Origin of the sequence: Flavobacterium sp. UBA4197 (genome assembly GCF_002379575.1) — a bacterium.
In the GTDB taxonomy this organism is placed as follows: Bacteria; Bacteroidota; Bacteroidia; order Flavobacteriales; family Flavobacteriaceae; genus Flavobacterium; species Flavobacterium inviolabile.
On record NZ_DFUB01000013.1, the window covers coordinates 1 to 25,257 of the forward strand.

The window sequence follows — 25,257 nt, forward strand, 5'->3', positions numbered from 1 at the left end:
CATAAAGCCCATCGCCATCGGTATCTGTTAAACACGGTCCTAAAACACGAACGGCAGCAGGGGATACGGTCATTGTAATATTGCCGGAAGCAGAAACCGGCGGATTGTTTAATCCGGTTCCTACATTATTGTTAAAGTCAAATTCACGCGTTAGTGTGTTAACCGGGCTACCCAAACTATAATTGACACTACAAATATCAAACGTTCCGGCACCTAATTTTGAAACAGGAGCTGTTGGAGCAGTTGCCGATGTTGAGGTCACCGCATTCCTGTTGAATGCAGTATTTTGACTTCCGTTTACGGCCATACCACCTTCAATACTATCCGAACCTAATACCGGTGTTATTTTTCCTTCAAAAGAAACCTGCATTCCTTTTTCTTTCATTTCCGCAGCCGTTACGGTTAAACCGGAAAGATTGGCTATTGTATATTGCTTTTTAGTCGTAATACCATTCGCAAATACTTCTTTGGTTACGATTGCTTTCGGTTTAAAAGTGCTGTTCTGGTAATCGGCAAACAATTGAATTCCTGTTTTGATATTGCCTTCCGTGACCTGTTGCGGCATTACATAATTTACAATTTTCAGGTTGTAAATACTGGAGTTTTGATTGGGCATGGAGAAATCGACTAACATCGGTTGACCGGCATTTGCCGCTGCTTCATTCAAGGTATGTAATAAAATTCCGTTGTTGTAGAATTTAATCTTACCGTTTAATCGCTCTAATCGCAAAACATCTCCTATCTTGAAAACATCTGTTCCAACAGGAAATGAGCCCAATAAAGTTCTATTGACACCATTTTCATATGCCATAACTTTGTTGTTAATCATATAGGAATACAGCGCATAATTAATGGTTCTGTACTCGGTAAGATCTGCAGTAGACTGATAGGATAATCCTAACATAATGTTGTGATTCGACTCCAGCGTGCCTCCAATGGTTCTTTCCACATAACCGTTTGCTACTAATAATTTGGCCGTTTCACCACCTGCATCCCATGCCTGAGGGGATGTCTTTGTAATTTTACCATTAGCATCAACCGCAACATTCTGTGAAGCCGTTAACGGCGGTTTGGTAATGATATAATAGTTTTCCGGCTGTGGTACCGCATCATAGTTGACTACTTTAAGGTTGTAAATACTGGAATTTTGTTTTATTATTGAAAAATCAACTAACATTGGCTGACCGGCATTTGCAGCAGATTCATTCAATGTATGTAGTAAAATACCATTAATAAAGTACTTAATTTTGCTGTTTATCCTTTCAACTCTTAAGACATCGCCAATTTTGTAGTAATTAGCCCCAACCGGAAACGATGCTGTTAAGGGCTGATTGACACCATTTTCATAAGCCATAACTCTGCCGTCCATATAACTATACATGGCATAATTAATAGTGTATGGACTTGCAATTTCAGTATCTGTTTGGTATGACAATCCAAGCATCACATAATAATTGGACTCCAAAGTTCCGCCAATTATTCTTTCTACATAACCATTACCAACTAATAATTTAGCCGTTTCACCTCCCGAATTCCAGTCGGTCATACTTGTTTTTGTAATTTTCCCGGAGGCATCAACAGCAACGTTTTGTGAGCGGGTTAATTGTGGGTTTATTATTGTTTCATTTGCATTAACATAAGGAATATTATATTTTACAACTTTCAGATCGTAGATTTTAGTCTGGCTTCTATACAGGGCAAAGTCAACCAGCATAGGTTGTCCTGGCTGGGACTCGACAACTTCTCGCACCAATGTATTATTTTTAAAGTATCTGATTTTTCCACTTCGTCTTTCTACTCGTAACAGGTCACCTATCGCAAAAAGATCGTTTCCAGTGGGTAATGTATATCGTACGGAATTTTCATAAGCATACAAAATATTGGAACCGAAAGTATAGAATGCATAATTGATGGTGTTATAATGAACGTTAGGATCGGAATATGATAAGCCTAACATCACATATTCATTAGAAGCCAAAGGTCCTTTTATAGTTCTTTCCACATAACCATCTCCGGTTAAAAGATATGGTGTAGAACCGCCCACATCACCCCAACTATCTCCGGCTACTGTTCGGGTTATTGTACCATCGGCTTCTATGTTAATATTAGACATTACATTTAATGGCGGACGGACAATCGTTTTATTATGGTCGATATAGGTTCCCTGACCCATAATTTCTACCTGACCGATTAAAGTGGAAGCCGGCGGCGTAGCTGTCTGGCTTATTTTAAACTTGCTGGTTAATGCTACAGTATCAACGTTTGAATTTACCGTTGTTAAATATGGCTCATTCCAGGTCGCATTAGTAGACGGGGTAACATTTAAGGAATATATTTTTAAATCGGAAACACTCTGCGGTACACTCGGAGCACTTGCTGTTGCAGCGTTGCCTGCCTGAGCAGCATGTGCCAGCGGCCCGATAATTTCCGGTTTTTTGTATTTATACAATTGTACTAATTTGTCTTCCAGACCCAATCGGCTGCTGCCAAAAATATGATGTTCTTTAATGTAATAATTTTTACTTATTCCATTTCTGTTTGAAAGGGTCGAATACCTGTAAACGGCAAGGACATTCCCCTGAGCGTCTCTGGAATAATAATCGGAGTTGGTAAGCGGATCTCCAAATGAGGATTCAACAACGTTTTTTGAAATTCGATTTCCTAAACCGTCATATTCAAAATAGATTACCGTCTCGGCTCCGTTTTTATTTTTTGTTATCCTTTGCACTTTACCATCAACCCGCCAGTTTATTTTTAAACCTTCTGTTTTGTCTGCTACTAACTGACCGATCTCATCGTAAATATAATTATGCGTATTCAGGTTGTTGATGTTATAAACAATTCCGATTTCAGCCAATTGCCGAACCTGGTCTTCCAGGTCATTCGGACTTAAATTACTATCCTGAACCTTATCCTTAACCAGGCGTAATTTGTTATTTCCCGGTAAATAGTCATAGGATAAATCATCCATTTTCTGAAAAGCACCATTCTGGTCTGGAGCGGTTCTGGAAAGTGTTTTTAGGTTTCCGTTCCGATCGTAAGTATATCGAGAGGTGTAACTCTCGTTTTTAACATCGGCCGCACCTGTAGCGTTAGGCGTAATGGCAACAGAGGTCATACCGGTAATACGGTTTAACTGGTCATAGGTGTAATTGTTTTTCTGAACATCCAGTAAGGCCTCTCTGTTGGTGCGAATAGCCGTTGTCATCTGTTTGATGTTACCATTGTACAGATTTCTGCCACTTGCGGCAATACCATTGTCCCGACTAAACATCAGCGGTTTGAATTGTGCGTCTCCGTTATCTTCCGTTGCTATGGCTTTATAATCACCGTCAAAATAAGTAAGGGAATAACCAAAGGCATCTTTGTTGCTGTCTTTTTTTGAAGCCGTTCCGTCAAGCCCCATATCGTTTTCCGGAGCCGCCAGATTCTCACCGTTTACGGCTTTAAGCCATCCTTGTAACGTATAGGCATAGTCGATACCCTGAACTTTTTTATCACCCAGTTCAACACGTGCCAACGGACCATGGGCATAATATTTATAGTTTGCATCATTCTCCCAGACAATACCATCAGGAGATGTTTTTACGGCTACAATACGATTGTCTGCATCATATTCATATTGATGAATAAACTGATCGGCTCTTCCGGGCTGAAGCGTAACCGAGTTCACATTACCACTTATTAGGTCATAATCATATACCACTCGTTTAATATGCAGTTCACAATCATTTTTAAGCCCTAAAGCAGCATCCGCCATGACGTTCGGATCACAATAATAATCTTTTAATGTTGGTATGTATGTCAGGGTCTCTTTTACATTACCGTGTATGTCATAATTATAAACGATGGCATTTATAAAATCAAGCTCTTCACCCTGAATGTATTCGTCATAGGCAAATATACCGGTTACGCGATTCCTGCTCGCTTGCGGATTATAATTGGAATAGAAGAAATCGGAGGCCAACCTTGACTCCGGATACAGTTCAAGCTGAGGGGCTTCACCATAAACGGTTCGGGTTACTTCCACTTTCATAAGTCCTTCTTCCGGAAAACCATTGACAATCTGATTTGTAACATTGCCTCCGGTAAGATAGGAACGCATCAGCCTTCCTTCATCTGAGATAAAAAAATGAGTGCCATATTGATTTGGCTGACCAGATATAACGATTTGCCCAACTTCGATAATGCGACCTAAATTATCATAAACCGTATAGCTCATTCTCTTAATACTAGACTCAAGAACATATTGTTTAGCATTTTGTGAAGCGATTATTCTTCCTAACGCATCGTAAGCAAAACGGGTTTCCCCACCATCCGGTGTTTTTTGCCATACCAGTTGGTTCAGTGTATTATAACGGTATTGTGTTTTAAAAGTGTGTTGTGGCTGTAACGCTGTATTTTCAACATTAGGAGCCAACGGATCAAAATTATTTTTAAAAGTATTGATCGCCGTGTTTTTAGTATTAATCTCGTCCGGTGTAAAACGTTTTACGCCTTCCGGAGCTACCGTTTGTGTTAAATTCCCGGCCTGATCGTAATAATATAGTGTATATTGATATTCTTTATCGAAATAATTTACCTTGAATGTTTCTTTAACTGTTGCCATTGCAGCAGCTGTATATTCCTTAATGAATTTTTTTCGTAAGGATTCTAAATAATTGTCATAGGCCTCCTGCTGATAGGTTTCGTTCAGGTTTTTAATTAAATGTACGCAGGTGCTTTCGTTATCGGCAGGTAATTCCGGCGAGTATGTGCCTAATGAAGCCGGAGGGCATATCTCCGGATGCGCATCTTTATATAGGGTGTTTACCCAGTTGTTCCAGTTTAAACGATCCGGATTGCCGGCATTAGCTGTATAGTATCCCTTATAGGCATCGATAACACTGTTGATCTGATTAAACCCGTAATGTAAATAGGTATTTCCAAATTCGGCAATGGTTCTGAAATTAAAATCGTAAGACGATGTGATCGCTAACTGATTGCAGTAATATTTATAGCTGTCAACAATATATTGAAGATTGTTTGCACAGAAATTGTCAAACTGATTGGCTTGAACATCATAATCGCTAAAACGCGGACCATTATTAGGACCTCCATGAAGTATAAAGTTTAAAAAATCGGCTTTCTTCGCATCACAGGCAACAGGAACCACCGGTTGTGTAAGACAGGTTGTACATTGACCGGTTTTAGCACTTTGTGCAGACAACATTATCGTATAACCTTCTGAGTTTGGAACGTTATTTTGTTCAAAGTCACTTGTTAAACTTAGGAAGTGACCAAAAGTATCGTTCGGGCCAAAATAAAATAGTGGTTCCGTTAATTTCATTTTGGTTTTTACAGTAAAACTTAAAGGAGTGTTCGGTTTGAATCGGAATAGTCCATTATCCTCCCAATAAGCTTCCGTAGGGTCATATATAGTGGTATTTGCCAGTAATTTGTTGAACCATAATCGTGTAGGGTTTGTAAGCCATGAACTATAATTTACTCCCTGTGGTAGTTTTATTGCAATAGCAGAATTCTCAATAGCAGTAGGGTTACCAGAGCCTTCAGTAAAAGGGAAGGTTCTGGTATTGCCATTAATTTTATAATACAAGTTGAACATTTCAAATCCGGCTCCATAATACTTGTTCCATGAAATCCTGTTTATTGCCGGAAGTCTGTACAATTCGTTAACCACGCCTGATTGTAAGCTAAAAGAAAGATTTCCTTTTTCAAAGGAGTATTCTTTATTGTTAATAAATAGTGAAACAGTATAGTCGTTTTTTAAGTCTGAACTAGCATTGTTGGTATTCATTGTAACCTGGATATCTAGGACTTCATTATTTTGAATATATAGATCTAAAGGTGTGAAATATATGTCCGAATACGTTAGTTTTCCATTAGCAAGAGAATTTTGAGATATTTCTTTTCTTAGAGTTAATAGGGGAACATATCCCTTACCATCAGCACAACAATCATAATTAAGATTCGGCTTTACTCTTCCGGTTGCAGACTGAACAGCTCCCGATGCATTCGGATAATGAAACGTAAAAATATCTATTGAACCGTTACTTGTAATGGTAACATTACTAAACGGATAGGTACTCAGAGTGGAAAGATTTACAGTTTGATCCAATGAAAATATAGTTTCTCCTGCCCGGCTCATACCATAACCATATTGATTGCTGATCCATGTTGTCTGGATTGGAGAATTGGCAGGCTCATTAAAGAATGTAGCCAGGTAGGAATTTTTATAGGAGGATACGTTGTCAAGATTTACCGGAGTTGTACTTTGTAATTGGCCTGTTTGTTTTAGCTGGTTAATAAAAGCTACAAAAGCCTGACGGAACTGATATTTTTTGGTACAGCTGTTTCCGTTTTCGGATGTTCCGGCGTTAGGATCCAGTACCTGACCAATTTGATTATTATGATCCGTACTGCATTCCCCAATCGGTGCGCAGGTCGTTCCGTAAAGAACCACTTCTTTTTCGGTTCCGTTAACTAAAATTACAGCCACTGCTTTGTAAGCGAAAACCTGATTCGCCGGCACGGAAGCTGCACTGTCATAATAACACTGCTTGATATTTTTAATTTTCCACGTGGTGTTATAATTCGCCCACGTATATTCGGAAGAATCAACCTTAACTGTGGTGCCACAAAACGGTTGCGACGGACTACTGTTAAAGTTTATCGTAAGCGTATTGTTTGCCGTAGCCGAGCTGATGTTCAGCGAATTTAACGGCACAATTGCCGATCCCAGGGCTTTGATTAAATCGGCTGTTACATATTGTCCTGTAAAAGGTCGGCTGGACAATGCTGTAATGTTTTGCCCGGTAAATGATGCGTCTTTAAAGAATCCGCTTATAAAATATTCAAAATCAAAAAGCAACGGACAATTACCGGTTTGGGTATAATATTCGTAGTCGTTTTGTGCCTGTAACTGATCCAGAGCCGTTTGCGGATCAACACCGGAATCATAACCGAAATCAACCGGGATAAAGCGCTTTGTTTTTTCTTTGTATAAGATGCCGCTGGTGCTGGCACAAAGTGACGGTACCGAAATACTATAGATATAATTGAATAAACTGGCTTTTTGCGAGAAGTTATCCGTTAATACATTCGTAACCGAATAATCCAATACGCCACCAATACAACCATTATACGATCCTTTCTCGATCGCATAAATATTGCTGAAAACGTGTTTTATTTTCGATTTTAAACCAATATAAAGGCTTCGGTACGTTTTCCAGAAGACGTCTTTTTGTTCGGTTGTTAAAGACGAAACAGCCGTTGGGAGATTGCACTGTACCAGTGGATTACAGTAAGCGGCCTGTAAAGCGGCCTGATATAATTTCAGTACGGTTGTACCGTCCGATAAATAATCGGAATTGATGGCTTCCTGCATAATACCGGTTCGGTAACCAAACAGTGCGGCACTTTCAAAAGCTGCCGGCAGTTGCTGGAAGTAGGGGTCATTGGTATAAATTCCGGTATGTGCGGAAAGATTATTCCCAATTAAGCCTTTACTTACGGCATCGTTAAATGTTTTTACATTTTGCAGGTAACTGTCATATCCATCTGAATTGACTGCAATTATTGTACTGGTACCCTGAACATTTTTAGTAAGTTTACAAACTTCTTTATTGTACTCTAAATAAGGATATTCCGGGTGATAAATAAGTAATGATTTCGCCCAACTGAGATCCCAGGCCTCAACAAAATCAGCGTAGTTAACTAATTGTTGCGGTTTTACTTTACGGCGTAATGTACCGTCCACCGTCTCTGTAAGAACTAAGCCTGTAACAGCAGGTGTATAGGTTCCGTCTCCGTTTGGTATTACGATTACGTAGGCATCATTACCGTCGATGTCTTTGTAAGAAAGACTTGAATTTTTCCAGTTATTACCGGTTACCGCTCCGTTTCGGTATAATTTCCCCTGTTGATTGAAAACACTTAACTCGAAATCCGGATTGGCTACTTCTTGCCCATTTGCATTCAGTATTGTGCTTTTAGTAATTCCATACTGTCCAAAAGGACTCACATCGCCCAATAAGGTTTGCTCATTAACCGTACAACTGGAATCAAAATACACTTCAGCAGGACATAGTTGGTCGCACTCCTGTTTTAACAATTGCCATTCTCTAAAAAAGCGATTGGCGAGTCCGTTAGCCTGAGTTTGGTCAATACTGGTATTGCCGGATATCGTTACGGATATCGGAGCCGTAAGATTGGTTGGTAAACTAAATGTGGCCGCAGGAACACTGTAATAGGTACTCAATGAATTTATAATATAGTTTGATGGGGTACCAATGGCAGCCGTACAACTTGTACAGGTCATATTACACATATCCAATGAGATATTCGGAGAGAACTGGTTTGGATTTACATAACAGGAATTATTGGGATTCCTAAGCTTACTGATATAATCCGTGGCATATTCATTGAGTTGCTCAGCATTGACTTTAAGCTCCTTTAGAAGCGTATAGGAACCGGAATTCAAAGCCATGAAAAAAGTACTTGGATTCGACTGGTAGGGGAAAGGGTTTGATGCGCTTCCCAATTTAATTTTTTCAACAGCGATCTTGTCTTCCTGACATTGGTCTTTCAGATTGATTTTTAAATCATAAACAAAAGGATAGACCGGTCTGTTACAATTTTCCGGACTGGCCGGCGTAAATTGCTGTGTTTGATTTACCGTATAATCAAATTCATGTGCAATCCGATTGCCTCCAACAGCCAGTTGTTTTGAAACGACTAATTTATCGTTGTTTACCGGGAAATTACCGGTAGATTCCAGTCGGTTGATACCCAACAAGTCAACTTCCATCATGCCATGCATCGGGTTGTCGTTCCCGGCATCTTCAAGTTTATCCAGATTGTCTTTTGGATCATCTGATAAGGCTGTTGCAATCGTTCTTCCCTGCGGATCGATATAACTAACCGATACCTGTCTGTTAGGATCGATTACAATGTTCTTTTTGTAATGCGAGACATCGCCTACACTATAACCAAACAGGCGATTGATTTCTTTATCTGTAGGTGTAGTGTATAAATACTGCATTTCATGCCCGGATCCTAATTGATGGTTATAGCCTACCCCGCCTTTTCGGGCAATACGACCAGTATTGTCAGGCGTGTATTCTATTTGGGAAAAAGGGTAATTTTGCGCGTCCGGTACATATTCCTGATGAATACTGTTCGGGAAATCGGAAAGGCTCTTGCTTGAATAATATCTGGCCGCACCGAATCCGGAATCCATTTTATTGACCTGCACATTGCATATCGTATCTGAGGTGGAATCAAAATCAAAGTCCTTATAGGAATAAGATGTATCGGATTGATTTTTATTATGATTTTTAAAATAGCGAATACTATTCTCATTTACCGGAGTAGGTAAGACTTCAACAGCAGGTCTGCCCTGTGCATCATAAATTACTTCCCCTACAATGGCATTTTTGTCGGTATTGATTTTTGTTACCGTTTGTCTGTTACGCAACGAGCCGTCAAAATAACTGATCACTTCTTTCTTTTTGCCATTCTCGGCATAACTAACCTGTAATTGCCAGTTTTTGTTTTTTTCGTGTTCAGACAGCTGGGCAATATGCGGCCAGTCGGAAACCTTGGTTTTTGAAGCCGTTCCCGAACTCCATTTACCATAGTATTTTCCTCTGAAAAGCTCCGGATATAAACCCACAGCCCTTACTCTGTAAATAAGATAGCCTTTGGCATAAAGCAATGGAATTTCGTAGGAGTTGGATTTGGTTAGAATACGGGTATTGTTCAATTCAAAATCACGATCGCTAAAATTGATTGCATTCGCGGCTAAGTTATCAGTAGCACCGGTATCGGAATAGGAATCTACCCATGTCCATTCCAATTCATATTCGAGAGCACCGGTCAGTTTTTGCCATTCTATTTTAATAGAACCCGGTACCATGGTTCCTGTAGCGGAATCCAACAGGTTCGTTATCGTTGAGACCGGATTCGGTAACTGATCGGAAACCGTATAATATCGTTTTACTTTTAATCCTAAATCCAGGAAAATGTTTTCAGGAATATAATTAGAGGTTGTATTGTTAACAAGGTTTTTATATACAACAGACCCCGGAATCAAACTGATCTTCATTCCGTATCTATTCTTAACCTGTAAAAAGCTTACATCAGTAAACAGGGTATTGGTCGTGGCTGCCGAATGCGGATTATACGAAAGCGACAATACCTCTTCTCTCGGTGTAACCGAAGTGTCAACGGTACCGTCAGCTAACAATGGCGTAACTAAAAAAGTAGCCTTGAACTCATACCAGATATAGGGCGGCAAAGTATTGTCAACCCGCAAGCGTGCATAGCAATAAGGATCCTTATTATGCTGGTTGGCCCAACCGGCTTCGGGGTCTGATACCGAAGTCTGCTGGCTAAAACCATTTAGTTGAATCGGAGCAATGGGATATTCCTTTTCATCTATTTGTGCCGTAACAAAAACGGATGAAAAAAGGGTAATTATAATCAATAACCTGCCTAATACTGTATTCATATTATTATAATGTTATAGCCTTGTAATTTTTTAATTTAGGGGTAACGATAAACTTTTTGTCCTTAACCGTGAAGAAATCCTGTTGTTTGATCTCCGGACATTTCGGGTTCTTTTTATAGCGTACTTCCAGTTTTGGATTTTTTATTTTGATCTTTTTATCCTTAATCACAAAATCTTTTTCACCCATAAAATAAAAATACTGTTTAACCAGACTGTAATCCGCTTTATTGATATAGATGATCAATTTATCCATCGAAACCTGGGAATACTTTCCTGATTTTAATTCACAGATATAGTACGTTTTATCTTGTTTTAGCGAATAATCCGGAAATAGTTTCAGAAAAGATTTTAAGGCAATTGGTGAATTGTTGTTTTCCACTTTACCGATTTGTACTATTTTTTCCTGGTGATTAATCAGGATGTTGTTTGCTCCGAAACTGGCAAATTCAGTGTCTTTAATCTGCTGATAGCTTACCGCATTATTTTTATAAATAGTACCGGTATAACTGTCAACCGGTTTTGTCGCAGTAGCGGTGTTATAAAAGTTATATTGCGATTGATAACAGTAGCTTTTCTCCGACTTATATTTCTTTTCAACTTTATCAAATACCTCTTCAACGGTATCTTTCCCTTGTGAAAAAGCAGGAAGCACCATCAGGAAAAGTAAATAGAATCGTAATGTTTTCATCATTAGGAATTAATTTTTTTTAATACTGTTACTTCGGGTCTCCTGTATGGTAAAGACGCCTTTTTCCGTTTCTTTTTTCACACGAATCAAGCCGCCTTCTAAATCATATTCGTAAAAGGTAGCGTAATTGTTTTCATCCAGTTCGGCCATCAAACGCTGTGTCTGTTCATCGTATACAAAACTTTTCATTGAGCCGTTGTACGGGTGGAACCGGATATCGTCAAAATAACATTCCGTGGCAGTATTGGAACAAACCAGTTCGATTTCCAAACCCGGAACCGTGGCCGGAATGAAGACAATTTCCACCACTCCGGCAATAAGCTGCCAGCCATCTATAATTTCTCCAACCGGATGTAAGGTGGCCAGTAGTGGCGAAGTCGTATTGGACATGTTTATTTTAATCATGCCGGTATAGGTTAGTTGTTGTGTCGGATGGATTTCTTTTATCCATCCACTCACCACATACTTGCCCGGGGCTGGCTGGAATGAATTGGTGAAGTCGGTATACTGAGCATTTATTTTTACACTCATAAATAACACGAAGAATATAATATATCTCATAAAAATTGAATCCTATTGGTTATTGTTACATGTTCTTGGAGTTACACCCAAATAGTTTTGTGTTGTTCCTCCGCTTACATTGTGTTCACACTTAATTATGATACAGCAAGGTGAGGTGTTTCCTACCAAAGTAACGTTCAGTTGTATCTCTGCGTTTAATGAAGACTGCTGATTATCATTTTGTCCGTTATTGTCAGCCCCATTTAAAAAGTCTCCGATGATATTTACCTGAACCGTTTTTCCGGTGATAACGATATTGTTATTTGGAATGGTCAAAGCAACTTGTGTTGGACTTGGAATGGTTGTAACTGTAACAGTAGCAACATTTACAGGGAATGTTAATTTTAATCCTCTGCAGGCATCTGCATCGCCACCACTTGAACAGCTATTTCGCGTAAAATTAAAGGTACAGTTGCTCGGCGGATTCTCACCAGCACTTGACGGACAGGTTTCTTTCGGGATAGATGCCGGAGCCGTAACCAGTTCACGGGATAATTTAACGGATTGGCCGGTGCTCACCTTTATACTTTTCTTTCCGGTATGCGAATGATTGGTAGCATACGATGCATTACTGGTGTCGAAACTAAAGTGTGATGGATTAGTGGTTCCGTTTTTCGGCGTTTCTTCAAAGCCTTCAAACCCCATTTCCGAATATTTTGAATTGGAAGCTATCGCCATAGGTAACGTATAGTTATAACCATACTGCGCAGCGCTGTAACGGTTTAAAGCATCCTTGTTTTCCAGTTCTGTTCCATAAGGGCTATATAATGTGATACTGCTTGCACTGGTCCAGTTAGCCGTATTTACCGACCAAAGACCATTTGTGACAATATAAAAAGGCGTAAACTTCGCAAAAAAGCCTTCATTTCTCGGGTTATTTACCGTAGTTGCCGAAGCGTTTCTACTGGTTAAATATGCATACGATTTTTCGGTTCTCCAATCTCCTTTGATATTCCAGAGATACGGATTAACTCTAACGGCATACGGATAATTCGGATTCCCCTGTGCATCAATCGGAGAATTAGGATTAGCCGTTGGTTCCGGATAATACGGTAAATTATTTTCAGACTGTGGTTTCCAGTAATCATTGTAAACCACGGCACTAGCATTTAGTATCCTCGGATTCGCAGTTGCCGAACCGCTATATGTCAGAATATCCTGATCCAGGATTCCGGTTTGATTGACCGCATCCGTAATCTTAACAGGATTTTTCATCAAAGTAACCGATGCCATTGAAGCGGCCTGTAAATTCCGGTAGCCCGAACGGACAATTTTAAACGGAATCTCGACATAATCTTCACACTTGTTAAAGTAGTTACCATCTTTATCCATCAATAGAATTCCGGATTTATCACTCTTAAAGCCAATAACCCAAAGTCTGTTTACCAGTATAGATGCTCCCGGTGAAGGGGCAGCAAGCGCCTGTGTTTCTATCGGTTCCAAAGGTGTTCCGGTTTTAATATATAACTCATCGCCCAAGTGGAAAAACTTGGTTAAGTCGTTTTGAAAGTTGATTTTAAAATACGGTTTCCCTGTCGCAAGAATCGGAGTTCCGTCGTTATTAGGAGGAGGAGGACTTGTTACCGGAGTTTCAGCTCTTAAACTTCCCTCAAGACCGATATTAGTACTGGCTAATCCCATACCGTCATATTTCCAGTAGGCCGGATACGTTAGCGAATAGAACTGATCGCCGTATTCGTTAATCGTCTGATTGAGTATCACCTCACCGGAACTGGCATCCCATGCCAGGTTTTTCGTCGAAACGGTCGATCCTAAATCATACGCAATTTTCTCAACCATTATTCCGGTCTTATGAACGTGTTTTGTAGTAACAGCCGTTCGTAGTAAGTTTTCGTTATACGAATATTTAGGAAGTATAGTAGGAACAAATGCCGGGAAAATGGCAACTAAAAAGGCCGCTAAATTTCCGTCAAAACCGGCCAATTCCGATTCGGAATGACTTTCATTAAAATCATTCACCATATCATAATCCACACCCATTAGTTGTTTTTTTACCTCACCCTTTTCATTAATGGTTTGTATAGTATTATCCAGGGTACCATCTGCGGCTATGTTATATTTATATTCTACTTTCGAAATAGGTGAATTCTGCCCTTCGGCATATACTTCCTGTGATTTGATTTTTCCGTTCATGTCATTGGTTTCAATGGAATATCCCTGTGACATGGTTAGATGACTTCTTACAACAACATTCGCCAGTTGAACAACAATATTCATGATGTTACTTGGATCCGGAATATCATTTTTAATATCCGGGTCGGTAAATTCAACTTTTGTAGGGAAATCATACGAGGTGTAATGTCTGGTTATAACCATTCCGGTTGCGTGTCTTTCGACTTTTTTATTGCCATCTTTCCGAGGCAGGTTTTTTACCATTACCCGCGAATAGGTTACCCTTGGTGCCGGGAAGAAGTTTTCACCGAACGGTTTCTCTACATAATTATTTTCCTTTGGTGCCGAAATGTTTTGAGCATAGCTGCCATTTTTTGGATATAAGGGTTCTAAAAGTGCATTTTCTGAACTTCCGTTAGGTTCATAGGTTGCCACACCACTTGATCTTTTATGGTCATCATTATACGAATAGATTTGGCCGTATTCCATGTTGGACAAATCGGTGCCGCCGGATTGATTGTTATCCAGCATGGAGCCCCATTCATCACTCAGTCGAATGGATTTAACGCGCAAACCACCGCCCAATTTTCTTCCTTTTGCATTTTCGAGTCGTATCCATGATTTATCGGTTTTGAACATTCGGGCACAGCCTTTGTTTTGAAGTGCTTTATTCGGACCGCTAAAAATTTCGCCAATGGCAGTGATACTTCCAACAAGGTCGTTAACAATGGATACAAAATTAGTGTTCGTTGCGTCTCCTCCGATACTATAGACAATCCGGTTTAAATAGGTTCTTCCAAAACCCCAACCGGTTTTAACAATAGGATTTACCTCTGCGGACCCACTTGCACCATCACGGTTCAGGAATTTAAGCGGAATCGCCGCTATAGGACCATAGGTTTCATGGTTCAGGACATTTATTTTGATGTTTTGATTCTCATTTTCTTCTATCTCAAAATACCCGGAGACATAATCATATTGTGCATCATTCGCCGTCATGTTCATTAGGAAACGAAACTGAATCGCTTTATTATAATTTTCACCCAGATGCCGGTCAATAAACTGCTGCCTTGTTGTGATCGAATCGGCGGCATTCAGTTTTACATAAAGGTATTTTTTATGACCACTACCATCACCGTATAAGGTATTGGTTATATTATTCGATCCAGGGGTATACGTTGTTCCTGCTCCAATAACCTTAAACATTTGCATTGCTCTTTTGTTTTGAACATATTGATAATCGTCACTTTCTGTTTCGATAGCAATAACTCCTCCCGATGGCAGCTGAACGGATTTTAAAGTCCAGGCACCGGTATTGTTATCTGCCAGTATTTTGTCGTCCTGTTGTACAAAAGGATATTCGGTATTAGAAAGCGGGGTGTTAATGTTACCGCTTCCGGTCGGGTTCACTTTGTAATTCCCCCAAATATCAAAACCTTTCGGATTGTATTCCGGGTTGTTAACAGAATCGTTGTTTATGGTATAGTCGCTCGGTTTGTCTTTTGATTTCTCAAGTCCGTAATTAAATACATACGGTGTATATTTTCCCATATTGGAACTTCGGTAGGTGAAATAAACGCGTTTCAGGGTTAATTTTCCTTTTGTCGAAGCCAATGAGTTAGGCGTATTTTGACATAGCGAATAATCATAGTCAAAATGTGCCGTTTTAATAGGCTTGACAGCACCATCAATCCCGGGATCGAAAATTGCACCTGAGGCATTGGTTACTTCCGGTCTGGAATAAAGTCGGATGGACTTGATTCTTTTCATCCGCCCGGAACCGGAACCGCCATGTTCTCCACTAACACCTACAGCATCCTGACGGTCTTCTAAATCAAAGAAGGCTACATGGGTTTTCGTACTGATTTTATCCAGATACACCAGTTGTTTTGTTCCATAGATATAGGTTCCTTTCTGATCATCTTTATTAGAGATCAAACCCTCGTTATAATTGGCGGTATTGCTCTGAAAAGGAATGCGCCACTGATAGTTGTTAATAGTCGTATAATCAAATTTTGTAAATGTTCCCAAATCGTTTAGACTCGGCCCGTTACTGTCCACATCTTCATAATCTGCTGATAAAACTGAAGTGATTAAATAGCTGTGTGCATAAGCAGGAGTTGTTATTTTATTCAGAAATTTATCGCTCACATCGGTGTTGTTACCTGCTGTCGTTCCGTTATAAGGCACCAAACCGGTCGTGTTGTTTCCGGGTTGTTTGGAAACATCAAAAGTAGCCTCCACTTTCTTAGTGTTATAGGCTGTCTTTCCATACACATAGGTAGAACCATCCGTTTGCAAAACTTTAATCCCGGCAGTATGATGCACCTTGGCACTGTCATTCTTGATCACAAAAGGATCGCCGGCTGTTTCTTCGGCGGTTACTTTATGGATAACCTGGTTTCTTAAATACCGTTTGGTTCTCTTGATTTTAGAGTTAATGGCATAGGACGAATCATTAAGTGTTTCATTATAATTGTTGGTTGTCATCCGGTTTCTGGTACTACCGCCCAAACCGATTCTCAGTGCTTTTGTCTGATGAATTTTATCAAAATAAATACTTTGCTCCGGATCTACAACGGTGCTTCCTACAAGTTTGTAGGTTACAGGTTCATAGCCTAAAGCTTTGGTGTCATCACTACTTTCATTGAAATATTGCAACGCCGGATTGTTATTAACCCAACCGCCGGTGCTGCTGCTTGAAGGAGCAACTTTAAAGTCAATACCACCATGTACTAAATTTCCAATTCCAAATTCGGCACCAAGACTTACCCCGACTCCATAATCTGAAACTCTATCGTTATACAGATAGCCTACTTGGGAACGATAAGGCCTGAACATTCCTGAAACACCTTGTCCTTCAATATTGTAAATGTCATAGGTGTAATTGGTTACCGGTAGAGCAGTTGTATTCTCTGTAACGGTTCTGTCGTTCTCCCGGTTAAAGTCCATTACACCGGCCTGCTTTCTTTTGTATTCCGTATTGTCATAACCGTATGCTTTCTCTGTTCGGTTTCGGTACTGAGAAGCAACCTTTTGATAGGAGCCATAGCCGGTCAGTTGTGCCTGAAACTCACCCAGGTAAAATTCACCACCAAAAGCGCCGTTAAAAGTGAAACTCGAATTTTCAAAACCAACTCTTTTACTCGGCGTATAGCTTTGATCGTTGAATGAAATGCTTCCGCCAACACCGCCCCCTTTGGAGCTTGTAAAACTATAACTGTTTCCCAGAATAGAGAAGGAAACGTTTTTAATACGCCTCACACTTGCAGATAAGTTCAGGTTTTCAACACCTTTTCTACTGCTAAATCCGAGTCCTATTCCTCCGGTACCTTTTAAGCTTTCTGAGCTGATTGCACTTGTTGCTTTTTCTTTTAATTTTTTGGATATACTAACAGAAGGATTAACACTTGCTCCTTCACTAACGGAACTTGAAAAATTTAATCCTACAGCTACATTTTCACTTAAAGCAAAGTTGGCGCCAAACGAAGGCTTAAAGGTAATTCCTTCGTAATTATTGTATTGAACACCAAGTCCTACACCGGGTCTGATCGCGTCATAACCCGCAAAGGCAGCATTAAAACCAAAATGAGTTCCAACGGTAATATTATCCCTCAGATCATTTTCATACTTAATTTTATCCCCATTAAAATCATCCGGTAAACCGCGTACTTGTCTCTCAATTTGTCCTACGTTTAAATTCCAGCCAAGACCTACCCATGAAGCTTCCTGATCGGTTGTGATACCGGCATTGTAGGATAAGTTTAAAGGATAGCCGCCTACATCCATAATCGGGATATTATAGTTAAAATCACCACTGGCCAAATCAACCATATCAGAAGTTCCGATAGGGGTAAAGGAGTTAAATTCTGGCTGCGACGGACCACTGGTCAAAGCATACATACGGATGGGCTGGGTGATTTCAACAAAAATCATCAATGTTAAGTACCAAGCCACAACTTTAGTGAATTTGCTGTTTCGGATTTGCTTTATCATAAGGCTATTTCTGTAAATGGATCTTTAAATTGGAATTTTAGGGTGCCTTTCTTAAAAAGGTTGTCTTTATAGAGAAGCTGAATTTTAGCGTTGGGGTCAATATTGGAGAAAAACAACATCACTTTTTGATAGGGTGTTATTTTATAACTTCTTTCAAACAATGCTCCCGAACAGGGGATAGTATCTTTTTGATTGATAACAACAGAAAAGTCGTTTTCAATTGAAAACGACATATATTTAACCCCATCTTCATAAGGGATTCCGGTAGTTTCGGGATCTAAAATGTCTTTTTCGTTTTCCTGCTCAAATGTAAATTCAATTACTCTTTCCCTTTTGTTGTCATTGTATAGGGAGTCTACAAGGAATAAATTGGCATTGCCTTTATCCTTTAATAGGTAATACTGAATAGGTACTTCGGTTGCTGTAAAATCGAATTGATCAACTTTTTGACTGTAGACTTTGGATTTCCATCCGATTTTTTCAAGATTGTAATAGCGTTCCCGGATTTCGGAATCGTCAGAACCGCCCTTTTTATCTTTAGCGCAAGATAAGAGCAGTAATAAGGAGCAGGCTGTAAAGAATGCTTTAACTATTTTCATGGCTTTAATGTATAGCTATTAGTTCTACCGGGGAACCATCAGCTATGATTGTTTTTTTTAGGCTTAAATATTTTGAATTTTCAACATTGTTGAAAAGATCATACGGGGCGTATATGCGGCAAAAATATAATTTTTTTTATAAAGAACGTTTCTATATTATAGCAGATGTTTGTTTATAGATTAATAATAACAAAATTCTTAAAAAAAGGAAAACCCTTTTGAAAAACGTCCAAAAGGGTTTAATGAATATAATAATTGCAAGATAATATTATCGCCATCCGCCGCCCAAAGAGCGGTACAATTCGATATCGGCTTCCAGCCTTGATTTTTTAAGAGCAGCCAGTTCCAGCTCACTCTGTAATAAATTACTTTGCGCCGTGATGACCTCTAAATAATTGGCCATACCGTTTTTAAATAGCATAGTCGCATTGCGGATTGCTTCCTGCAGCGTTTCCACACGGGAAGCAGCTATCTTATTTTGTGCATCCAGTTTGTCTATTTTTACCATCGCATCCGAAACTTCTGCAACAGCAGTCAGTACCGACTGACGGAAACTGATAACCGTTTTTTCACGCTCCTTTTTGGAAATTTCATATTGCGTACGCAGTTTTTTATTGTTCAGCAAAGGCTGTGCAATACTTCCGGCAACAACGCCAAATAAAGAAGCCGGCATGGTAAACCAGTTGCTGGACTCAAAAGAATTTAAACCGCCGGTTGCCGTGATGGACAAGGACGGATATAAAGCTGCTTTTGAAAGGCCCACTTTAGCATTGGCACTTTGTAAAGCCAGTTCCGCACTTTTCACATCCGGACGTTTGTTCACCAAAGTCGATGGAATTCCGGCTTTCAGATCTTCATGGGCAGCAATAGCCTGTAGCGTTGCTTTGCGGTCTATCGCTTTTGGAAAACTTCCGGTGAGTACACTCAACGCATTCTCCTGGATAACAATATTCTGTTCCAGTAACGGAATTAACTGAGCGGCAACCAAACGTTGCGATGCCGCCTGTTGTTTCGCTAACGAAGTAACCTGTCCCGCTTCATATTGCAGGTTGATGATAAACAGCATACTGTCATTCAGCGCCAGGTTCTGTTTGGCGATTTCCAGCTGGGCATCCAGCATCAGCAGGTTGTAAAAACCTTTGGATACCGTTGCTACGATAGTGGTTTGCAATGCTTTTTTTACCTCTTCCGATTGTAAATACTGTGCCAGGGCACTTTTTTTCTGATTGCGGAGTTTACTCCAGATGTCTGCTTCCCAGGATAAATTGGCGGCAGCAGTAAAATCTTCAATATGATTTTTACCTAAAAACTGACTTAAACTCACCCCGTTCAAACTGTTTTCAGACGGATTGGTGGAATTGCCGGTTACCTGAAGATTCAGGGAAGGAATAGTATTCCATTTCGATTGTCTGAACTGTAGCTGGGCAATTTCGATATTCTTTTGTGCCAGTTGCAGTTCATTGTTTTTGGCAATGGCATTGTCAATCAGGCCTTGCAATGTTTTTTCGGTAAAAAAGGATTTCCATTCCAGATCACCTGCGGTGGTACTGTCGGTAGAGGCAACCCCTCTGTATTCAGAGGGAATTGCATCTTTTGGAGTCTCCACATTCCGGGAGACCTGACAGGAACTTAACGTTGCAATAAATAAAGATAAGATGATATATTTTTTCATGTATTTTTTCATTTGATTAAACCGTTACCGCTTCTTCGTGTGGTACCGTTTCTGTTTTCTTGGTGGAAACTTTCTCGTGTAAATACTGGAAAACCACAAATAGAACAGGAATGATAAACAACCCTAATACAACTCCGGTAACCATACCGCCCGCAGCACCAATACTGATAGAGTGATTACCCATAGCCGATGGTCCTTTGGCACTCATCATCGGGATAATACCAACCACAAAAGCCAGGGACGTCATGATAATCGGACGCAAACGGAGCTTCGCAGCTTCAATGGAAGAAGCAAGCAGTGACTTACCGGCTTTCCGGCGTTGTGAGGCAAACTCCACAATAAGGATGGCATTTTTGGCTAATAGACCAATAAGCATCACCAGGGCAACCTGTACATAAATATTGTTTTCAATACCGGCTATTCCGATAGCCGCAAATACACCAAACACTCCTGTCGGGATCGATAAGATTACCGCCAGCGGAAGGATGTAACTTTCATATTGTGCCGATAGCAGGAAATAGATAAACAATAAGGATAGTACAAAGATCACGGTCGACTGTCCTCCGGAAGAAAGCTCTTCCTTCGTCATGCCCGAAAACTCAAAAGCATATCCCGATGGCAGATGCTGTGCAGCAACTTCTTCTACCGCTCTAATGGCATCTCCGGAACTGAAGCCCGGTTTGGCAATCGCATTCACACCAATCGAATTAAAGAGATTGTAGCGGGATGCTGTTTCCGGTCCGTAAACACGTTTTAGCTTTACAAGCGTATTGATCGGAACCATATTGCCCATTCTGTTTTTTACATAAATACCATTCATGGAAGACGCTTCCGTACGGGCCGACTTGTCAGCCTGAACCATTACCCGGTAATATTTTCCGAAACGGTTAAAGTCGGATGCCTGGGCACTACCAAAATAAGCCTGCATGGTCTGTAGGATATCTTTCGTATTCACGCTCAGTTGTTCCGCTTTGACATCGTCAACCTCCATATCATATTGCGGATAATCGGCTTTAAACGAAGTAAAGGCAAAAGCAATTTCCTTACGTTTCATCAATTCCCCAAGGAATTTGTTGCCGACTTCGCTGAATTTGGTCAGACTGCCGCCGGTTTTATCCTGTAATACCAGGTCCAAACCGTCAACATTACTGAATCCCGGTACGGTAGGGAAGGTAAAGACAAAGAAATTAGCCCCTTTTATGGTTGATAACTTCTGACGTACCTCATCCATGATCGCATTGATATCTTTTACGGCACCGCGCTCTTTAGCCGGTTTTAATAAAACGAAAGCAACACCCGATGACGGACTGGAAGACTGAGTAAGGATGTTAAATCCGGACAGTCCCATTAACGTCTTTTTAGACTCCATATTTTGAAGCAAACCTTCTGCCTCATGAATCACTTTGGTTGTTCTTTCTAAGGAAGCTCCTGCCGGCATGGATAAGGAAATGGCAATAAAGCCCTGATCTTCCGAAGGAATAAATCCGGTCGGCGTTCGCTGTACCATAAAAACAGTGGCAGCGATCACAACGGCAAGACCACCAAGGCTTAACCATCTGTGGCGGATCAGAAAACGGATACTGCCCAGGTATTTGTTGGTTAATTTGTCAAAACCCTGGTTGAAGCCGATAAAGAATTTCTCTTTAAAGGTTTTCTTTTCTTCCGTGGTATTTCCGTGGGAATGATTCTCTTTTAAGAATAAAGCCGCTAAAGCCGGACTTAGGGTCAAAGCATTAATAGCCGAAATAATGATGGCAATGGCTAACGTAAAGGCAAACTGACGGTAGAATACACCGGTTGAACCTTCCATAAAACCTACCGGTAAGAATACTGCCGACATTACCAGCGTAATCGAAATGATCGCTCCGGTAATTTCGCTCATGGCAGAAGTCGTAGCCGCTTTGGGCGGAAGGTGTTTGTGCTCCATCTTGGAATGCACCGCCTCGACCACAACGATCGCATCATCCACCACAATACCGATAGCCAGTACTAACGCAAACAACGTTAACAGGTTGATCGAGAATCCAAACAGGGACATAAAAAAGAATGTACCCAGGATCGCTACCGGAACCGCAATGGCCGGAATTAAAGTAGAGCGGAAATCCTGTAAGAAAAGGAAAACCACGATAAATACCAGTATAAAAGCTTCAATCAAAGTAGAAATTACCTGGTTTATGGATTGATCCAGAGAATCTTTGGTATTGTAAAGAATCAGGTATTTTACGCCTTTCGGGAAATCTTTGGAAACCTTTTGCATTAACTTGTCAATAGCAATCTGGATTTCATTGGCATTCGAACCGGCTAACTGCATCGAAGCAATATTAACACCCGGTTTACCATTCACGCGGGTAAAGTTTCCGTAAGTGTAAGCCCCGAATTCAATTTTAGCCACATCTTTTAATCGCAATACCGAACCGTCGGCATTGGAACGGATAATGATGTTTTCATATTCCGTTGGCTTGTTTAATTTTCCTTTGTATTTGATCACATATTCAAAAGATTCGGCGCTGCTTTCCCCGAATTTCCCCGGAGCTGCTTCCAGGTTTTTATCCTGGATTGCCGCCATTACCTCTTTTGGTGTCAGATTATAGGCCGCCATTTGTGTCGGATTCAGCCAGACACGCATGGAATAGTCTTTATTACCACCAAAAATGATGGATTGTCCTACACCCGGAATACGTTTGATCTCCGGAATAATATTGATCTGGGCATAATTTGCCAGGAACGTCTGGTCGTATGTTTTTTCATCATCCGAATACAGGTCTACAACCATTAAAAGGCTGTTTTGTTGTTTGGCTGTAGTAATACCCGCCTGAACCACTTCGGCCGGAAGCTGACTTGTAGCCTGGGCTACACGGTTCTGAACGTTTACAGCCGCCTGATCGGGATTGGTTCCCAGTTTGAAAAATACGGTAATCACGAGAGAACCGTCATTACTGGCGGTGGAACTCATATAACTCATGTTTTCCACTCCGTTGATGGATTCTTCCAGCGAAGGAGCAACCGAACGCAATACGGTTTCGGCATTCGCTCCCGGATATAAGGCGGTTACCTGAACCGCCGGCGGGGCAATATCCGGAAATTGTTGGAGCGGTAATTTTGTTAAGCCCAAAATACCCACCATTACCAATAGTATGGAGATGACAGTGGCCAGTACAGGTCTGTCAATGAATTTTTTAAACATAAATGTTGTTGGTTAGTTTTTAATTATTTCTGAGCAATTGCTTTTTTAGCCTTTTCAGGGTTGATCACAGTACCTTCCTGTAAATTTTCAAATCCTTTGAAGACAATTCTGTCGCCCGATTTTATCCCGTTGGTAACCAGGTAGTCGGTACCGCTTTTTCCGGCAACAACAATAGGCTGTTTGCTTACTTTATTGGTTTTGTCCACTGTGAAAACATAGATTTTATCCTGAACTTCCATAGTCGCTTCCTGTGGAATCAGCAGTGCATCGCTGTGTTTCATATCCAGTTTGATTTTTCCGGTATTTCCGGAGCGAAGCAAACCTTTGGCATTAGGGAACGAAGCACGAAGGGTAATCGCACCGGTGTTTTTGTCAAACTGCCCGTCGACCATATCAATACGTCCTTTTTCGGAATAATCGGAATTGTCTGCCAGTACCAGTGTAACCGGAGGAAGATTGTTGATTTTTTCATTGATGGAATTTCCGGCATGCTGCGATTTGAAAGCAATAAAATCACTTTCTCCCAACGAGAAATATACGTGTACTTCGTGTACATCAGACAATTGTGTCAGCGCTTCCACATCGGCAGGGCCAACCAGGCTTCCTTGTTTTTTAGGTAACCTTCCCAGATATCCGCTCACCGGAGCTTTGATGGAAGTATAGCCCAGATTAATTTCGGCACTTCCTACCATCGCTTTGGCCTGGTTCACATTGGCTACGGCAATTTTATAACCGGCCTTAGCGGCTTTCAGCTGATAGTCGGAAACCACTTTGTTCTGAACCAGCGGCGTTAGTTTGTCTACCTCCAGTTGCGCGTTAATTACCGCTGCTTCTGCTGCATGCAGGCTTGCAAGGGCATTGTTTAGCTGCTCCCGGAAAGGTTGTTCGTTAATTTTAAAAAGCAATTGTCCTTTGGAAACAAAAGCGCCTTCATCTACAAACACCTTTTCCAGGTTTCCGGCCACCTGCGGACGGATTTCCACGTTTGTCGTACCCTGAATGGAAGCAGGATATTCCGATGAGGTAATAGCATTATTGGCATTAATGCTGATTACAGGTAACTCCGGTGCCGGCATGGCGGTATTCTCAGTTTTATTCCCACAGGCAAAAACTAAAAGTGAAGTTAAGCTTAGAATTAGTAGTCTCATAATGATATTAAATTATTTAATGGCGTTAAGTGAAATTGAATAAAAAAAACAGTGCGTTGCATACTGTTTGCGTTTTACTATATTAAACTGTTTAACAGTGTTAAGTAATGTGTTTAAAAAAAACCGCGCTAGCGGATAGAACGGGTGATTCCAATAATGGCATCTTTTAATATTTGCTGGTTGATATCTGGTGGAAGCCCATTACCGACAATATTGATTGAGATTAAACCGTGCACTACTGAGAAATAAGTGTAATATTTTTGACAAACAGTATCTTCACCCGGATTGTTATCTTTCATCAGCTCTTTAATAGGAGCTGTGAAAAGTTTGAAAGGTGTTTCCACTTCCGGATATTTACTCATCTGGCAGGTGGTCATTTCCACCCCAAACATTAACTGGTACATTTCCTTATTTGCAAATGCAAATTCCCAGTAAGCCAGCCACATGGCTTCCAGTTGATCGGCAGGATTGTCAAACTTGTCCCGTGCAGCAATTAAATCTTTGTTCAGAACAACATAACCTTTTATGGTCAGCTCCTGCAGTATTGCCTCTTTATTCGCAAAATATTCATAGATAATGGGAGCAGTATATTCAATGGCATCAGCAATTTTACGCAAACTAAGTCCTTGCCAGCCCTCTTCTTTTACAATAGTGCAGGCTGCATCCAGGATGTTATTTCGCGTCTCTTCTTTTTGCCGTAATATTCTGTCTTTACTTCCCATAACCCATCTATTAAATCATTTAACAGTGTTAAGCAAAAGTA

The 25,257-nt window shown here is 40.5% G+C and carries 9 protein-coding genes; all 9 read right to left on the minus strand.

Annotated features, from left to right (window positions below; translation table 11 throughout):
• Positions 1–10,513: hypothetical protein (locus B3394_RS06710; RefSeq protein ID WP_286914423.1), on the minus strand; the 10,513-nt coding region annotated here is incomplete at its 3' end.
• Positions 10,514–10,517: 4 nt separating this feature from the next.
• The gene (locus B3394_RS06715) at positions 10,518–11,204 is read right to left on the minus strand and encodes a hypothetical protein (RefSeq protein WP_286914424.1); all 687 of its coding nucleotides are present in this window, start codon (positions 11,202–11,204) and stop codon (positions 10,518–10,520) included.
• 6 nt (positions 11,205–11,210) lie between these two features.
• Positions 11,211–11,732 (minus strand): hypothetical protein, encoded by a 522-nt coding sequence (locus tag B3394_RS06720; RefSeq protein WP_177731368.1) that lies wholly within the window; start codon positions 11,730–11,732, stop codon positions 11,211–11,213.
• Between the two features lie 42 nt (positions 11,733–11,774).
• The gene (locus B3394_RS06725) at positions 11,775–17,891 is read right to left on the minus strand and encodes a hypothetical protein (RefSeq protein ID WP_286914428.1); all 6,117 of its coding nucleotides are present in this window, start codon (positions 17,889–17,891) and stop codon (positions 11,775–11,777) included.
• Positions 17,888–18,490: a hypothetical protein gene (locus B3394_RS06730; RefSeq protein ID WP_286914429.1), complete on the minus strand. Its 603-nt coding sequence runs from the start codon at positions 18,488–18,490 to the stop codon at positions 17,888–17,890. Before B3394_RS06730 ends, B3394_RS06725 begins: the two co-directional genes overlap by 4 nt.
• 268 nt (positions 18,491–18,758) lie before the next feature.
• Positions 18,759–20,162: an efflux transporter outer membrane subunit gene (locus B3394_RS06735; protein WP_286914433.1), complete on the minus strand. Its 1,404-nt coding sequence runs from the start codon at positions 20,160–20,162 to the stop codon at positions 18,759–18,761.
• Positions 20,163–20,178: 16 nt separating this feature from the next.
• Positions 20,179–23,346 carry an efflux RND transporter permease subunit gene (locus B3394_RS06740; RefSeq protein ID WP_286914436.1) on the minus strand — a complete coding sequence of 1,056 codons (3,168 nt, stop codon included), beginning with the start codon at positions 23,344–23,346 and terminating at the stop codon, positions 20,179–20,181.
• Positions 23,347–23,369: 23 nt separating this feature from the next.
• The gene (locus B3394_RS06745; protein WP_286914440.1) at positions 23,370–24,494 is read right to left on the minus strand and encodes an efflux RND transporter periplasmic adaptor subunit; all 1,125 of its coding nucleotides are present in this window, start codon (positions 24,492–24,494) and stop codon (positions 23,370–23,372) included.
• Between the two features lie 128 nt (positions 24,495–24,622).
• The gene (locus B3394_RS06750) at positions 24,623–25,216 is read right to left on the minus strand and encodes a TetR/AcrR family transcriptional regulator (RefSeq protein WP_177731380.1); all 594 of its coding nucleotides are present in this window, start codon (positions 25,214–25,216) and stop codon (positions 24,623–24,625) included.
• Between the last annotated feature and the right edge of the window lie 41 nt (positions 25,217–25,257).

Coding starts and splice junctions, on each gene's coding strand:
- B3394_RS06720 (WP_177731368.1), bottom strand. CDS start 11,732: ATGAGTGTAAAAATAAATGCTCAGTATACCGACTTCACCAATTCATTC.
- B3394_RS06745 (WP_286914440.1), bottom strand. CDS start 24,494: ATGAGACTACTAATTCTAAGCTTAACTTCACTTTTAGTTTTTGCCTGT.
- B3394_RS06715 (WP_286914424.1), bottom strand. CDS start 11,204: ATGATGAAAACATTACGATTCTATTTACTTTTCCTGATGGTGCTTCCT.
- B3394_RS06730 (WP_286914429.1), bottom strand. CDS start 18,490: ATGAAAATAGTTAAAGCATTCTTTACAGCCTGCTCCTTATTACTGCTC.
- B3394_RS06735 (WP_286914433.1), bottom strand. CDS start 20,162: ATGAAAAAATATATCATCTTATCTTTATTTATTGCAACGTTAAGTTCC.
- B3394_RS06750 (WP_177731380.1), bottom strand. CDS start 25,216: ATGGGAAGTAAAGACAGAATATTACGGCAAAAAGAAGAGACGCGAAAT.
- B3394_RS06725 (WP_286914428.1), bottom strand. CDS start 17,891: ATGATAAAGCAAATCCGAAACAGCAAATTCACTAAAGTTGTGGCTTGG.
- B3394_RS06740 (WP_286914436.1), bottom strand. CDS start 23,346: ATGTTTAAAAAATTCATTGACAGACCTGTACTGGCCACTGTCATCTCC.